We start from the raw sequence: 13,496 nt of genomic DNA, 5'->3' as shown, positions 1-13,496 counted from the left end.
TAGGCTGTGACGCGGCGTCGCCCTTCGGGGCGGCGCCGCGCTCCCGTAGCCCAATCGGCAGAGGCAGGCGACTTAAACTCGCCTCAGTCTGGGTTCGAATCCCAGCGGGAGCACCGAAGAAGCTCGGCCGCGCAAGGGGGTGGGAACCACCGGCACGCGTTGGTATCTTCGTGACATGTCGTCATACCCGGAGCGGCTGGCACCCGCGCTCGACATCGACGCCCGACTCACCGAGATCGAGCGACGGGTGAACCTGCTCGTCAACACCACGCCCCTCAATGCCGCCGAGGCGTGGGCGGACTTCGAACGCAGCGACTTCGGCACGGCCCCGACGCTGCGGCTGCGACCGTTGGACTTCGACCCCGACCTGGCGCAGCGGGACCTGTACGACCTCGAGGTCGAGAACGTCGACGATCCGGCGCTGCACACGCTCTTCCGGGCGAAGCGGGACGAGATCGCCCGGCAGATCACCGCGCTGGAGGACCGCGACACGTCACGGTTCCTCTACGGCTCGCTCCAGCTGTACGGAACCGTGGCCCCTCCGCTGGCGGCTGCGGCGGAGGAGCTGCTCGAGACGATCCCCCCGCAGGCGCCCAGCACCCAGACCGTCACGGCCGGGGCTTTCGCCGACGCCGCCCGTGCGGAGTTCGAGCGCTACCGCGCCGTGTACCCCGACTTCCCTGTTCGTGTCGAGGTGCGGGACGACGTCTCCGAGCTGATGGTGTCGTTCGGGAGCCTGCTCATCCCGGAGTCCGCCGCCTTCCGGGCCGACCGGGTCGAAGCGCTGCTCCACCACGAGGTCGGCACCCACGTCGTCACCTTCCAGAACGGTGCCCGGCAGCCGCTGAAGCTGTTGACCATCGGCCTGCCCGGCTACGACGAGACGCAGGAGGGCCTCGCCGTGCTCGCCGAGTACCTGACCGGCGGGTTGGACCCGCGGCGGCTGCGCGTGCTCGCGGCGCGAGTGGTCGCCGTCGGCAAGATGCTCGAGGGTGCAGGCTTCGTCGAGATCTTCGAGTCGCTGCGAGCCGACCATCGCATCCCGGCGCGCACCGCGTGGTCGATCGCCATCCGGGTCGTCGTCGGAGGGGGCTCGGTGAAGGACGCGATCTACCTGCGGGGCATCACGCGCATCATCGACGCCCTGGCTGAGGGCAGCACGCTCGACGTGCTGCTCGTGGGAAAGCTCGCGCTCGACCACATCCCCCTGGTGCAGGACCTGCTCGACCGCGAGGTGCTCCACCCACCGTGGGTTCGGCCGCGCTGGCTCGACGTGCCCGGTGCACGGGAGCGCCTGGAGAAACTGCGCGCGGGCGCGCAGGTGACCGACCTCTACGAGGGAGACGTGGCGGCATGAGACTGGCATTCCTCGTCAACGACGTCGATACCGAGGTCGACGAGTACACGACCACGCGACTCGCCAGGGCCGCAGCCAGGGGAGGCCACGAGACCTGGTACATCGGCGTCGGAGACCTCGAGCTCGGCAGCAGCGACGGACTCTTCGCGGCCATGGCTCGCGCTGCGAGGTGGGAGAGCGACGACACCCTCGCGAGCTTCATGAAGCGCATCAAGGCGCGCGACGCCGAGCGGATCGTGATGGACGACCTGGATGCGCTCGTCCTGCGCAACGAGTCGATCGACGACCTGCAGGAGCGTCCCTGGGCCAGCCCGATGGGCGTGGTGTTCGGACAGATGCTCGCGGAGCGAGGCGTGACGGTGGTGAACGACCCGGACACCCTGCATCGCGCGACCAGCAAGCTCTACCTGGAGGAGTTCCCCGAGACGGTCAGGCCCCGGTCGCTCGTGACACGGAACAAGCAGGCGATCGAGCGGTTCGTGGACGAGGTCGGCCACTGCGTCGTCAAACCGCTGTACGGGGCCAAGGGACGCAACGTCTTCATGATCGACGGCCCGGGGGAGACCAACCTCGCGCAGATGACGGAGGCGGTCCTGCAGGACGGCTACGCCATCATCCAGGAGTTCATCGACGGAGCCGAGGACGGCGACGCCCGGATCTTCCTGCTCGAAGGCCGCATCCTCGAGCGCGACGGCAGGCCGGCCGCCTTCCGGCGCGTGCCCACCGGCAACGACCCGCGCGCCAACATCAGCACCGGCGGTCGGTCGGTGCCGCTCGAGATCGGCGAGGTCGAGCTCGGCATCGTCGAGGCCATGGGCGCCAAGCTCGTCGCCGACGGCATGTTCCTCGTGGGCATCGACGTGATCGGCGGCCACGTGGTGGAGATCAACGCGGAGAGTCCCGGCGGGTTCCAGAGCGTCGAGCGGCTCTACGACCTCGACATCGCCGAGACCGTCATCGAGGCCCTGGAGCGCCGCGCGAGCCCCTGAGCCGCATGCGGCTCGTGGAGGCTCGCGCGGTCACGTCAGCTGACGGCCTTGCGCACGATCTCGGTGACCTTCGCCTCGACCGCGGGTGTCCAGTTGCGCACCGCGAAACCGATGGGCCACAGGTCGCCGTCGTCGAGATTCGCCCGATCCTCGAAGCCGATGGTCGCGTAGCGGGTCTTGAACTTCGCGGCGGCCTGGATGAAGACGACGATCTTGCCCTCGGCGTTCGCGAAGCCCGGCATCCCGTAATACGTCTTCGGCACGAGGTCGGGTGCGACCTCGGTGACGACCTTGTAGAGGCCCTCGGCGAGCGACTTGTCCGCGGGCTCCATCTCGGCGATGGCGTCGAGCACCGCCTTGTCGCCGGCCGCCCGGTTCTTGCCGGCCTTCTCCTGGTCGCGGAGTTCCTTCGCGCGCTGCCTGACGGCGTCGCGCTCTTCCTTGCTCAGTCCTTGGGACGTATCTGCCTTCGCCATCTCGTGGTCCTTCCTCGGATCCTCATCGTCGCCGCCGCGTGGCGGGCCGTCGATGTCAGGCTAAGCGGGGGCGAATGCCTCGCGCTTCTCCATTCCTGATCGATGTCCAGCGTGTCGGAGTGCAGCGTGCCGGCACATCGGGTCGCTCCGGCGTCAGCTCAGCCGGTCGAGGCGCCGGAGGATGAGCCCCTCGCGGAGCGCCCACGGCGACACCTCGAGCTCGTCGACGCCGAAGGCGCGCATGGTCTCGGAGAGCACGACGGCGCCCGCCACGATCTGGAACGTGCGGTCGGCCGTGATGCCGGGCAGCGCCGGCCGCGCGTCGGCGGGGATGCGCGCGAGCCGCGGAGTCCAGTCGTCGAGGCCGTCGCGGGTCAGGATGCTGCGCTCGGTGTCGCCGAAGCCGTCTTCGACGCTCCCGGCGAGCCGGGCGAGCGAGCGGATGGTCTTCGACGAGCCGACGACGTGGTTCGGCGACGGCAGGGCCTTGAACGGCTCGACGGCCTCGGCGAGCACCTCGCGCGCATGGGCGCGCAGGCGCGCGACCTGTTCGAGGGAGGGCGGGTCGTCGGGCAGGAACGAGATGGTCGAGCGCCCCGCGCCGAGGGGCAGCGACCGCGCGACATCCGGTACCTCGTCGATGCCCTGCGCGATCTCGAGCGAGCCGCCGCCGATGTCGAAGAGCAGCAGGCGCCCGGCCGACCAGCCGTACCACCGGCGCACGGCGAGGTAGGTGAGCCGCGACTCGTCGTCGCCCGAGAGCACCTGCAGCCGCACGCCGGTGTCGCGTTCGACGAGGTCGAGCACGTCTTCGCCGTTCGCCGCCTCGCGGATGGCCGAGGTCGCGAACGCGAGCAGCTCCTCGATGCCGGCCTCTCGCGCTGCGGATGCCGCTCCGCCGACCGCGGCGACGATGGCGGCGACGCCCTCCTCGCTGATGGCCCCGTCGGGCTCGAGGTAGCGCATGAGCCGCAGCACCGACTTGTGCGAGGCTGTCGGTATGGGGCGTGCGCCGGGGTGCGCTTCGACGACCAGCAAGTGCACCGTGTTGGAACCGACGTCGAGAACTCCGAGGCGCATGCTGCGAGCGTAACGGTTTTCGTGCATACTGATGCGACTGGGACGATCGTCCCACTTCAGTCGTCGATGGTGTCGAAGGAGTCGCATGGCCCGCATCCCCGCTTCAGAACGGCGCGCCGCGCTCGTGCAGGCGGCACTCCGTGTCGTGTCCCAGCGCGGAATCGCCCATGCCACCACCCGTGCGATCGTCGCCGAGGCCGGCATGTCGCTCGCGAGCTTCCACTACGCGTTCGACTCGCGCGACGAGCTCATCGACGAACTCATCACGACGGTCGTCGCCCGCGAGCAGGAGGCGGTGCTGCCCGACGATCTCCAGGGGCACGACATCCGCGACATGCTCGAGGCCGGGCTGCTGCGCTACTTCGACCACCTCCGCGCCGACCCCGAGCACGAGCAGGCGATGCTCGAACTCACGCAGTACGCGCTGCGCTCGCCCGATCGCCATCCGCTCGCCGTCGCCCAGTACGCCCGCTACACCGAGCTCGGCGCTCGCTCCCTCGCGGCCGCCGCCGAGCTCGCAGGGGTCGTCTGGACCACGCCCGTCGAGCAGGTCGCCCGGGTGCTCATCGCCTTCACCGACGGGCTCACCCTCACGTGGCTCGTCACCCGCGACGACGACGTCGCACGCGCGGTCGCACACGCGGCCGCCGACGCCCTTTCGAGAATGGCCGAGCCCCGATGACGAGCCTCGATTCCGCGCCACACCAGGCGCAGCCCACGACCGCCGCCCTGGGGGAGCCGGTCCGCCGGGTCTCCGCCGGCTGGATCGCCTCGTTCGCGACGGTCTGGCTCGGCATCTGGATGGCGCAGCTCACGCCTGTGCAGTTGCTGCTGCCCGCGCAGATCGACGCGCAGCTCAAGCCCGACAACTGGGTCGACAGCGTCGTCGCGTTCGGCATCATCTCGGGCATCGCCGCCATCGCGACGATCATCGCGTATCCGCTGACGGGGGCGCTCTCCGACCGCACGACGTCGCGCTTCGGCCGTCGACGCCCGTGGATCGCGATCGGCGCCGTCGTCTTCGGCCTCTCGCTCGTGACGCTCGGCCAGCAGACCGAGATCTGGGCGATCGGGGCGACGTGGGTCGCGGCATCCGTCGGCTTCTGCATCATGACCGCCGCGCTCACCGCCACCATCTCCGACCAGGTGCCCGTGAACCAGCGCGGCTTCGTCTCGGGCTGGATGTCGGCGCCCCAGGCGGTCGGCATCATCGTCGGGCTCGTGCTCGTCACCGAACTCGTCACCGACGCCTCGCTCGGGTACATCCTGCTCGCGGTGATCCTCGTCGTGCTGGCGGTGCCGTTCCTCTTCCGGGCCGACCAGCCGCTCGCCCCGACCGAGCGCGTGCGCGTCACGGCCAAGGGCATCCTCAGCGGCTTCTGGATCAGCCCGCGCAAGCACCCCGACTTCGGCTGGACCCTGCTGAGCCGCGTGCTCGTCTCCGTCGGCAACGCGCTCGGCACGAGCCTGCTGCTCTACTTCCTGATGTTCCAGCTGAAGGACGAGAACGCCGAGGACGACCTGATCGTGCTCACGCTCATCTACATGGTGTTCGTGATCCTCGCCTCCCTCATCCTCGGCAAGCTCTCCGACAAGCTCGGCCGCCGGAAGCTCTTCGTCTTCATCGCCTCCGGCCTGCAGGGCGTCGCGGCCCTCATGCTCGGCCTGTTCCCCGACCTCACGGTCGCGATGGTGGGTGCCGGGCTCCTCGGCCTCGGCTACGGCTGCTTCCTCTCCGTCGACCAGGCGCTCGCGACGCAGGTGCTGCCCGACGCCGCGTCGCGCGGCAAAGACCTGGGCATCATGAACATCGCCTCGGCGGTGCCGCAGGCCATCGCGCCGATGATCGGAGCCGCGGCCGTCGTGGTCTCGGGCTCGTTCATGCTGGTCTTCCTCCTCGGCGCCGCCTTCTCGTTCGCCGGTGCATTCGCCGTCGCTCGTGTGCGGAGCGTGCGCTGATGACGATCGACCTGCGCAAGACCGGGTCACCGGTGTCGGATGCCGCCGACTGGCTGCGGCCCGAGAGGTACTGGCCGTCGCTGACCGCCGCCACCGCACACCTCGACGCCCCCGTCGGTGCACTGCACCTCGGGGCGCTGCGGCACAACGCCCTCGACATGCTGCGGCGCGCGAACGGCACGCCGATCCGCGTGGCCTCGAAGTCGCTCCGCGTGCGCGGCATCGTCGAGGCGCTCCTCGAGATGCCCGGCTACCACGGCGTGCTCGCCTACACGCTCGCCGAGGCGCTGTGGCTCGCCGAGACGGTCGACGACGTCGTGGTCGGCTACCCGACCGCCGAGCGCGCGTCGATCCGCCGTCTCGCGAGCGATGCCGAGCTCGCGAAGCGGGTGACCCTCATGGTCGACTCCCCGGCCCAGCTCGACCTCGTCGACGCGGTGCTGCCGCCCGGCAAGCGAGCACCCATCCGCGTGTGCCTCGAACTCGACGCCTCGTGGAACGCGCCGCTCCTCGGCCACCTGGGCGTGCGTCGCTCGCCCGTGCACGCGCCCGAAGACGCCGCCGCGCTCGCCGCGTACATCGTGAAGCGCCCCGGCTTCGAACTCGTGGGCATGATGGCCTACGAGGCCCAGATCGCGGGCGTCGTGAACCAGCCCGCCGGGCGCCCGGTCGACGGCGCCGTCAACCGCTGGATGCAGTCGCGCTCGATGCCCGAGCTGCGTGAGCGTCGCGGGCGCGCCGTGGCCGCCGTGCGCGAGATCGTGGAGCTCGAGTTCGTCAACGGCGGCGGCACCGGTTCGCTCGAGGCGACCCATGCCGACACGTCCGTGACCGAGATCGCGGCGGGCTCCGGCATCTTCGGCGGACACCTCTTCGACGGCTACCAGCACTTCACGCCAGCGCCGGCCGCGGCATGGGCGCTCGACATCGTGCGTCGCCCGAGCCGCGAGCACGCCACGATCCTCGGCGGCGGCTGGATCGCCTCGGGGCCGCCCGCCGCCGATCGGCTGCCGAAGATCGTGTGGCCCGAGGGGCTCGTGATGGAGTCCCGCGAAATGGCCGGCGAGGTGCAGAGCCCCGTGAGCGGGCCGGCCGCCCGCGGCATGAAGGTCGGCGACCGCGTGTGGCTGCGTCACACGAAGTCGGGCGAGCTGGCCGAGCACCTGAACGAGTTCGCCCTGGTCGATGCGGGCGAGGTCGTCGACACCATCCCGACGTATCGGGGAGAAGGGAAGGCGTTCCTGTGACGGTTCCGGGAGCCAGCTGGCACATGTGTACGGGTCGTGTGGGCATGGAGGCGCTCCAATGACCGCGACAGGAGCCGTCTGGCGCAACTGGGGTCGCACGGAATCGGTGCGGCCCCTTCGCGTGGAGCGCCCGGCCACGGCCGAGGCGGTCCAGCGGGCGGTCGCGTCCGCCGCGGCATCCGGCCTGGCCATCAAGCCCGTCGGCTCGGGCCACAGCTTCACCGGCATCGCGGTCGCGCCGGGCGTGCAGCTCGACATGGCCGACGTCTCGGGCGTCGTCGATGCGGATGTCGCGACTGGCCGGGTCACGCTCGGCGCCGGCACCAGGCTGCACGACCTGCCCGAGCTGCTCGCACCCTACGGTCTCGCCCTCGCGAACATGGGCGACATCGACCGCCAGACGATCTCGGGCGCGACCTCGACGGGAACGCACGGCACCGGCCTCGGGTTCGGCGGTCTCGCCACGCAGATCGTCGCCGCGCGTCTCGTGACCGGCACGGGCGAGCTCATCACCGTGAGCGAGACCGAGCGTCCCGAGCTACTGCCCGCCGTGCGCCTCGGCCTCGGCGCGCTCGGCGTGCTCGTCGACGTGACGCTCCAGCTCGTGCCGCGCTACGTGCTGCACGCCGTCGAGAAGCCAGAGCCGCTCGGCGAGGTGCTCGACGCCTGGGAGGAGCGGGTGCGCGGCGCCGACCACTTCGAGTTCTACTGGTTCCCGCACACCGAGGCGGCCCTGACGAAGACGAACACACGCCTGCCGGGCGATGCTCCGCGTCGTCCGCTCGGGCGCCTCTCGCGCTGGCTCGACGACGAGCTCCTCGCGAACGGCGCCTATCGCGGCGTCTGCGCCCTCGGCACGGTCGCTCCCGGCGTGGTGCCGGCGTTCGCGCGTCAGGTCGAGAAGCTCACGGGTGATCGCGACTTCGCCGACTTCTCGCCCCGGGTCTACGTCACGAACCGCACGGTGCGGTTCCGCGAGATGGAGTACGCGGTGCCGCTCGCGGCCGTGCCCGACGCCATGCGCGAGGTGCGTGCGCTCATCGAGCGGAGGGGCTGGCGCATCAGCTTCCCGATCGAGGTGCGGGCCGCGGCATCCGATGACAACTGGCTCTCGACCGCACACGGCCGCGAGTCGGGCTACATCGCCGTGCACCGCTACTACCGGGAGGACCCGACCGAGTACTTCGCCGCGGTCGAGGCGATCATGCGCGGTTACGGAGGCCGCCCGCACTGGGGCAAGATGCACTCGCGCGACGCCGAGTCGCTGCGCGAGGTCTACCCGCGCTTCGATGAGTTCCTGCGCGTGCGCGACGAGCTCGACCCCGAGCGCCGTTTCGCGAACCCGTACCTCGACCGCGTACTCGGCGCCTAGGCACGCGACGACGAGGGGCGGATGCCGCGTGGCATCCGCCCCTCGGTCGTGTGTGCAGGAGCCTCAGGGCGTGCGGCGACGCAGCGTGATCGAGCCGAGCACGATGGATCCGACGATCCACGCGACGATCACGAGGAGCTTCGCCGTGATCCACTCGGCGCTCTCCGAATCGGCGGCGACGGCCTGCAGGGCGTCGATCGCGAAGCTCAGCGGCAGCCACTCGCTGATCGCCTCGAGGCCCTCGGGCAGCTGGTCGCGGGGGATGAAGATGCCGCCGAGGAGGATCTGCGGGAAGACGATGAGCGGCATGAACTGCACGACCTGGAACTCCGACCGGGCGAACGCGCTCGCGAGCAGGCCGAGGGCGGTGCCGAGCAGGGCATCGGCGACGGCCACGGCGAAGAGCAGCCAGAGCGAGCCCTCGATCTCGAGCCCGCACACCCACACGGCGAAGGAGACGGCGATCGCGGTCTGGAACACGGCGAGGAGGCCGAACGCGAGGGCGTAGCCGAGGATGAAGTCGCCCTTGCCCATCGGCATCGAGAGCAGTCGCTCGAGGGTGCCGCTCCGGCGCTCCCTGAGCGTCGAGATGCTCGTGACGAGGAACATCACGATGAACGGGAAGAGCGCGATCATCGCGGGGCCGATGTCGGTGAAGTAGTCGGTGTCGACGAAGATCCACGCGACCAGGCCGATGAGCAGGCTCGGCACCACGAGCAGCAGGGCCACCGTTCGGTGATCGTGGCGGATCTGGCCGAGCACGCGTCCGGCGGTCGCGAAGGTGCGGGTGAGGTTCATCGCTCCGTCCTCCGCTTCGTCTCCCTCGTCGGGCGCAGATCGGGTTCGTCGCGTTCGATGAGTCGCAGGAACGCCTGCTCCACGTCGTCGGTGGCGGTGACCTGGAGCACGCCCTGCACGGTGTCGTCGGCGAGCAGCGCACCGTCGCGGAGCAGCAGCAGCCGGTCGCAGCGCTTCGCCTCGTCCATGACGTGGCTCGAGATGAGGAGCGTGGCACCGTCGTCGGCGAGGCTGCGGAAGAGCGCCCAGAGTTCGACGCGCAGCACGGGGTCGAGGCCGACGGTCGGTTCGTCGAGCACGAGCACCTCGGGCGCGCCGAGGAGCGCCGCCGCGAGCGAGACCCGGCTGCGCTGCCCGCCCGAGAGCGAGCCGACGAGCCGGCCGGCCACCGGGCCGAGCTCCGTGCGTTCGATGACGCGATCGATGTCGGATGCCGGTGCGCCGATGATGCGTCGGAAGTAGGCCAGGTTCTGGCGCACCGAGAGGTCGTCGTAGACGCTCGCCTGCTGGGTGACGTAGCCCATGCGGGTGCGGAGGGCCCTGCTGCCCGCCGGAAGGCCCAGCACCTCGATCGTGCCCGACTTCACGACCTGCACGCCCACGATCGCGCGCATCAGGGTCGTCTTGCCGCTGCCGCTCGGGCCGAGCAGGCCGATGATGCGGCCGCGCGGCACGGCGAGCGAGAGGCGGTCGAGCACGGGCGCGCCGCCCCGCACGACGGTCAGGTCCTGCACGATGATCGCGGCGCCGGACGCGGCATCCGAGTTATTCATCATGTGCTGAATCATTCGCCGATGGCGCCGTGCTGTCAAGCGTTTCCGGACTCCCGGTCAGGCGCCCGTTTCCGGACTCCCCGTCAGGTGCCATTGCACGGCAGGGCCGACCCGCCACACGAGCTCCTCCACGTCGGCCGAGGCGACGGGCTCGAACTCGAGCACGTACCGCACCATGATGACGCCGACGAGCTGCGACGCCGCGAGCTCGGCCCGGAGATCGGCGTCGTCGGCATCGCCCAGCGCGGTGGCGATGCGCTGCATGATCTCGCGGCGGAGGAACTCGCGGAGCATCCGGGCGACCGGCCCCTGGCCGATCGCCGAGCGCAGCGCGGCGACTGCGGCCGGGCGGACGGCGCCGGAGTCCCATGCCGTGAGCACCGCGCGCACCAGGCGGCCGCCGAGCTCGTCGATCGGAGCGGCGAGTGCCTCGCGCACGACACGTTCCGGGCGCAGCGGCACCTCGACCACCTCGGCGACGAGCGCCTGCTTGCCGTCGAAGTAATGGTGCACGAGCGCGGGGTCGACCTGGGCGCGACGAGCGATCGCACGCATCGAGGCCGCCTCGTACCCGTGCTCGGCGAATTCGGCGGTCGCGGCAGCCAAGATGCGGGCACGAGTGTCACCTGCGTTCGCGCCGCGGGGCCGGCCGCGCCGACGGCGTTCGGAGTGCTCCGTCACAGCCTGAGCCTATGCCCGGAGATCGCTCTCCGGTTCCTCCGAGTCTCATGGGAAGCACAGCTCACCCGAAGGCTCGCTCGGTACACTGAAACGACACAGCAACTGTCGCTCAGAGCGCTTAGGAGTCCGTGCCATGGAATGGCTCATCCCCGTCATCATCGTCGTCGCGCTCGTGGTGATCATCGGCATCTACCTCTGGGCCACGTACAACTCGCTCGTGACGCTGAACGTGCGCGTCGACGAGGCGTGGAGCGACATCACGGTGCAGCTGAAGCGACGTGCCGACCTCATCCCGAACCTCATCGAGGCGGTCAAGGGCTACGCGGCGCACGAGAAGTCGGTCTTCGAGTCCGTCACCCGGGCGCGGGCCGAGACGTTGACCGCGCAGGGCCCGGCCGAGGCCGGTGCGGCCGAGAACCACATGCAGCAGGCGCTGAAGTCGATCTTCGCGGTCGCCGAGGCGTACCCGCAGCTGCAGGCGAGCCAGAACTTCCTCCAGCTCCAGTCCGAGCTCGTCGACACCGAAGACAAGATCCAGGCCTCGCGCCGGTTCTACAACGGCGGCGTGCGCGAGCTCAACACGAAGATCAAGGTCTTCCCGAACACCCTGTTCGTGCGCAGCCTCGGCTTCCACGAGCGCGACTTCTTCGAGGTCACGGAGCCCGCGGCGATCGCCGAGCCTCCGCGCGTGCAGTTCTAAGGGCCGGCGTTGTACCGCGCGATCGCGAAGAACAAGCGCAACACCGTCTTCATCGTCCTGTTCTTCCTCGCCATCATCGGCGGATTGGGCTGGCTGGCGGCGTACATCTACCACGACGTCACGATCGTGGTGGTCACCCTCGTGATCGCCACAGCGTACGCACTGTTCCAGTACTTCACGGCCGATCGGCAGGCGCTCTCGATGTCGGGAGCGGTCGAGCTGCACTCCAAGGCCGATCACCCGCGACTCTGGCGCACGGTCGAGAACCTCTCGATCACGACCGGCACCCCCATGCCGCGCGTGTTCGTGATCTCCGATCCGGCGCCGAACGCGTTCGCCACCGGCCGTGACCCCGAGCACGCCGTCGTCGCCGCGACCACGGGGCTTCTCGAGATCATGGACGACGCCGAGCTCGAGGGCGTCATGGCCCACGAACTCGGGCACGTGCGCAACTACGACATCCGTCTCTCGATGGTGGTCTTCGGTCTCGTCGTCGCCGTCGGGTTCATCTCGGACATGCTCGTGCGCATGGCCTTCTTCGGCCGGGGCAACAACAACGGCAACCCGATCGTCATGATCTTCGGCCTCGTCGCGATGCTCATCGCACCGCTCGTGGCGAGCCTCGTGCAGCTCGCGGTCTCGCGTCAGCGCGAGTACCTCGCCGATGCCACCGGCGCGATGACGACGCGTCACCCCGACGCGCTCGCGCGGGCGCTCCTGAAGCTCGAGACGTACGGCCGGCCCATGCAGCGGCAGAACTCGTCGATGGCCCACCTCTGGATCGCCGACCCGCTGAAGCCCGGCATCATGGACAAGCTCTTCGCCACCCACCCGCCGATCGCCGACCGGGTCAAGCGGCTCGAGGAGATGGGCGGCGCGTTCTGAGCGCTCGCTGCACCGCGAGTTCGTCGTCGGTCCTGACGCGACTGCAGTCGAGCACGCCACAGTTCAACGTGCGGTGGACTCCCCGTCGGCCGCCCACGCCGCGCCCAAGGCGAACAACGTCGACACGCCGTACTGCTCCATGGCCGCCGCAATGCGGCGCCGACCTGTTCGCGGGTTGATCCCGAGCCTGCGAGATGCCGCGTCGAGCGTGACGCCCTGCTTCATCAGCGCAAGAAGCGGCCCCCACGGCTGCTGCGTCCCACCGATCGGCTCGCCGCGACGCCAGAGCTCGCGGAACAGGCATCGGCCCAGCTCGGCGAGCGCCGCGCTGCGGACACCGACCACGCTCGACGGCCAGCCCTCGCCCCACTCGATCGGGAATGCGAGCACCTCGCCGTCGATCCAGAACCAACTCGGAAGGTCGTCGAGAAGGCGGAACTCCACCCCGACGGCAGCGTAGCGCTCGGCGATCGCCACGAGCCGGGCGTCCCCTGCCATCGAACGCGGGAGAATGGCTCGCACCGATCGCTTGCCCGCGAACATCTCCGCGAAACGGCCGGCGCGCGCGGGATCGGTCTGCAGATAGCGCCCGAGATCGGGAAGCACCGACCAGGCGGACTCGCTCTGCTCCCGCGCGATGTCGAACCAGAGGTCTTCTGCCGCCTGCGGCCCGTGTCGCACGAAGACGGGGACGATGTCGCCGGATGCCTCGCCCACAGCCCAGTGGCGCAGGAGCGTCGGAAGGTCTGCAACGAGCGCCTCGATTCGCGAGGCGGCCTCGTCCGCCGACTGCCGCATCAGACGTGCTTCGCGACCGACGACGTCGGCCGTCCACCTCGCCGGCGTCGCCCACGCGATCGTCCCATCGTGCGCCGAGATCGCACCTGTCCGCGCGAGACGGGCAACGGCGGCGGCCGTCTCGCCCTCATCCGCGTGCGCGGTGATGGCGAGCTCCGCCACCGTCTCAGGACGGCTGCGGTAGATCAGTTCGAGTAGTGCCCGATCCTCCATGTCCACCTCCGGAGCGTGTGGACACCATCATGGCGCATGTGACCGCATCCGGACGCCCTCTAGCGGCCATGGCCGGAAGCGGAGGTTGTTCTGTCCGCTTCTGTCCAGCCACACTGATCTGTGGGACCGGAGTCCATGGCTTCGTCTGCAACAAGCGAGGAAGCCATG

Annotated in this window: 14 protein-coding genes and 1 tRNA gene; 9 read left to right on the top strand and 6 right to left on the bottom strand. The window is 70.0% G+C overall.

What is annotated here, in order from left to right; translation table 11 throughout:
* The first annotated feature begins 39 nt into the window (after positions 1 to 39).
* The 3 genes from ESP57_RS17925 (at position 40) to ESP57_RS17915 (ending at position 2,346) form a co-directional block, all read left to right on the top strand.
* Positions 40 to 113, top strand: a tRNA-Leu gene (locus tag ESP57_RS17925).
* A gap of 62 nt (positions 114 to 175) precedes the next feature.
* Positions 176 to 1,357 carry a peptidase MATCAP family protein gene (locus tag ESP57_RS17920; protein WP_129232439.1) on the top strand — a complete coding sequence of 394 codons (1,182 nt, stop codon included), beginning with the start codon at positions 176 to 178 and terminating at the stop codon, positions 1,355 to 1,357.
* Positions 1,354 to 2,346, top strand: coding sequence for an ATP-grasp domain-containing protein (locus ESP57_RS17915; protein ID WP_115961839.1), 993 nt, complete (start codon positions 1,354 to 1,356; stop codon positions 2,344 to 2,346). The genes ESP57_RS17920 and ESP57_RS17915 overlap by 4 nt, the downstream gene beginning before the upstream one ends.
* 35 nt (positions 2,347 to 2,381) lie before the next feature.
* On the opposite strand, the gene ESP57_RS17910 is transcribed toward ESP57_RS17915, so the two are convergent.
* Positions 2,382 to 2,822 carry an iron chaperone gene (locus ESP57_RS17910; protein ID WP_129232438.1) on the bottom strand — a complete coding sequence of 147 codons (441 nt, stop codon included), beginning with the start codon at positions 2,820 to 2,822 and terminating at the stop codon, positions 2,382 to 2,384.
* A gap of 153 nt (positions 2,823 to 2,975) precedes the next feature.
* Complete coding sequence (locus ESP57_RS17905; RefSeq protein ID WP_115961842.1) at positions 2,976 to 3,902, bottom strand: Ppx/GppA phosphatase family protein; 927 nt, start codon at positions 3,900 to 3,902, stop codon at positions 2,976 to 2,978.
* 85 nt (positions 3,903 to 3,987) lie between these two features.
* On the opposite strand from ESP57_RS17905, the gene ESP57_RS17900 reads away from it, so the two are divergent.
* Genes ESP57_RS17900 through ESP57_RS17885 form a run of 4 tightly spaced genes read left to right on the top strand, consistent with a single transcriptional unit; the run spans position 3,988 to position 8,480 of the window.
* Positions 3,988 to 4,584, top strand: a complete 597-nt coding sequence (locus tag ESP57_RS17900) for a TetR/AcrR family transcriptional regulator (protein WP_056014739.1) — start codon at positions 3,988 to 3,990, stop codon at positions 4,582 to 4,584.
* The gene (locus tag ESP57_RS17895; protein ID WP_056014736.1) at positions 4,581 to 5,861 is read left to right on the top strand and encodes an MFS transporter; all 1,281 of its coding nucleotides are present in this window, start codon (positions 4,581 to 4,583) and stop codon (positions 5,859 to 5,861) included. The genes ESP57_RS17900 and ESP57_RS17895 overlap by 4 nt, the downstream gene beginning before the upstream one ends.
* Positions 5,861 to 7,108 (top strand): amino acid deaminase/aldolase, encoded by a 1,248-nt coding sequence (locus ESP57_RS17890; protein ID WP_129232437.1) that lies wholly within the window; start codon positions 5,861 to 5,863, stop codon positions 7,106 to 7,108. Before ESP57_RS17895 ends, ESP57_RS17890 begins: the two co-directional genes overlap by 1 nt.
* A gap of 58 nt (positions 7,109 to 7,166) precedes the next feature.
* Positions 7,167 to 8,480: a D-arabinono-1,4-lactone oxidase gene (locus tag ESP57_RS17885; protein ID WP_129232436.1), complete on the top strand. Its 1,314-nt coding sequence runs from the start codon at positions 7,167 to 7,169 to the stop codon at positions 8,478 to 8,480.
* Positions 8,481 to 8,543: 63 nt separating this feature from the next.
* Here the strand turns inward: ESP57_RS17885 and ESP57_RS17880 are convergent, their stop codons facing one another.
* From ESP57_RS17880 to ESP57_RS17870, 3 genes are read right to left on the bottom strand one after another with little or no spacing between them, the layout of a single operon-like run.
* Positions 8,544 to 9,278, bottom strand: a complete 735-nt coding sequence (locus ESP57_RS17880) for an ABC transporter permease (RefSeq protein ID WP_056014726.1) — start codon at positions 9,276 to 9,278, stop codon at positions 8,544 to 8,546.
* Complete coding sequence (locus ESP57_RS17875; RefSeq protein WP_129232435.1) at positions 9,275 to 10,054, bottom strand: ABC transporter ATP-binding protein; 780 nt, start codon at positions 10,052 to 10,054, stop codon at positions 9,275 to 9,277. Before ESP57_RS17875 ends, ESP57_RS17880 begins: the two co-directional genes overlap by 4 nt.
* Positions 10,055 to 10,108: 54 nt before the next feature.
* Entirely contained in the window at positions 10,109 to 10,732 is a 624-nt protein-coding gene (locus tag ESP57_RS17870) for a TetR/AcrR family transcriptional regulator (RefSeq protein ID WP_243648577.1), read from the bottom strand.
* A 133-nt stretch (positions 10,733 to 10,865) separates the two neighbouring features.
* On the opposite strand from ESP57_RS17870, the gene ESP57_RS17865 reads away from it, so the two are divergent.
* Positions 10,866 to 11,432 (top strand): LemA family protein, encoded by a 567-nt coding sequence (locus ESP57_RS17865; protein ID WP_056014716.1) that lies wholly within the window; start codon positions 10,866 to 10,868, stop codon positions 11,430 to 11,432.
* A gap of 9 nt (positions 11,433 to 11,441) precedes the next feature.
* Positions 11,442 to 12,317, top strand: a complete 876-nt coding sequence (locus ESP57_RS17860) for a M48 family metalloprotease (protein ID WP_056014713.1) — start codon at positions 11,442 to 11,444, stop codon at positions 12,315 to 12,317.
* 63 nt (positions 12,318 to 12,380) lie between these two features.
* Here ESP57_RS17860 and ESP57_RS17855 read toward each other — a convergent pair whose 3' ends face one another.
* On the bottom strand, positions 12,381 to 13,328 hold the full coding sequence (locus ESP57_RS17855) for a hypothetical protein (RefSeq protein WP_056014711.1): 948 nt from the start codon (positions 13,326 to 13,328) through the stop codon (positions 12,381 to 12,383).
* Positions 13,329 to 13,496: the final 168 nt, after the last annotated feature.

The sequence above is a fragment of the Agromyces fucosus genome, assembly GCF_004134865.1.
Lineage (GTDB): Bacteria > Actinomycetota > Actinomycetes > Actinomycetales > Microbacteriaceae > Agromyces > Agromyces fucosus.
The sequence above is the reverse complement of the archived record's forward strand: the minus strand, read 5'-3'. Positions and strand labels throughout refer to the sequence as shown.

Coding starts and splice junctions, on each gene's coding strand:
- ESP57_RS17920 (WP_129232439.1), top strand. CDS start 176: ATGTCGTCATACCCGGAGCGGCTGGCACCCGCGCTCGACATCGACGCC.
- ESP57_RS17915 (WP_115961839.1), top strand. CDS start 1,354: ATGAGACTGGCATTCCTCGTCAACGACGTCGATACCGAGGTCGACGAG.
- ESP57_RS17910 (WP_129232438.1), bottom strand. CDS start 2,822: ATGGCGAAGGCAGATACGTCCCAAGGACTGAGCAAGGAAGAGCGCGAC.
- ESP57_RS17905 (WP_115961842.1), bottom strand. CDS start 3,902: ATGCGCCTCGGAGTTCTCGACGTCGGTTCCAACACGGTGCACTTGCTG.
- ESP57_RS17900 (WP_056014739.1), top strand. CDS start 3,988: ATGGCCCGCATCCCCGCTTCAGAACGGCGCGCCGCGCTCGTGCAGGCG.
- ESP57_RS17895 (WP_056014736.1), top strand. CDS start 4,581: ATGACGAGCCTCGATTCCGCGCCACACCAGGCGCAGCCCACGACCGCC.
- ESP57_RS17890 (WP_129232437.1), top strand. CDS start 5,861: ATGACGATCGACCTGCGCAAGACCGGGTCACCGGTGTCGGATGCCGCC.
- ESP57_RS17885 (WP_129232436.1), top strand. CDS start 7,167: ATGACCGCGACAGGAGCCGTCTGGCGCAACTGGGGTCGCACGGAATCG.
- ESP57_RS17880 (WP_056014726.1), bottom strand. CDS start 9,278: ATGAACCTCACCCGCACCTTCGCGACCGCCGGACGCGTGCTCGGCCAG.
- ESP57_RS17875 (WP_129232435.1), bottom strand. CDS start 10,054: ATGATGAATAACTCGGATGCCGCGTCCGGCGCCGCGATCATCGTGCAG.
- ESP57_RS17865 (WP_056014716.1), top strand. CDS start 10,866: ATGGAATGGCTCATCCCCGTCATCATCGTCGTCGCGCTCGTGGTGATC.
- ESP57_RS17855 (WP_056014711.1), bottom strand. CDS start 13,328: ATGGAGGATCGGGCACTACTCGAACTGATCTACCGCAGCCGTCCTGAG.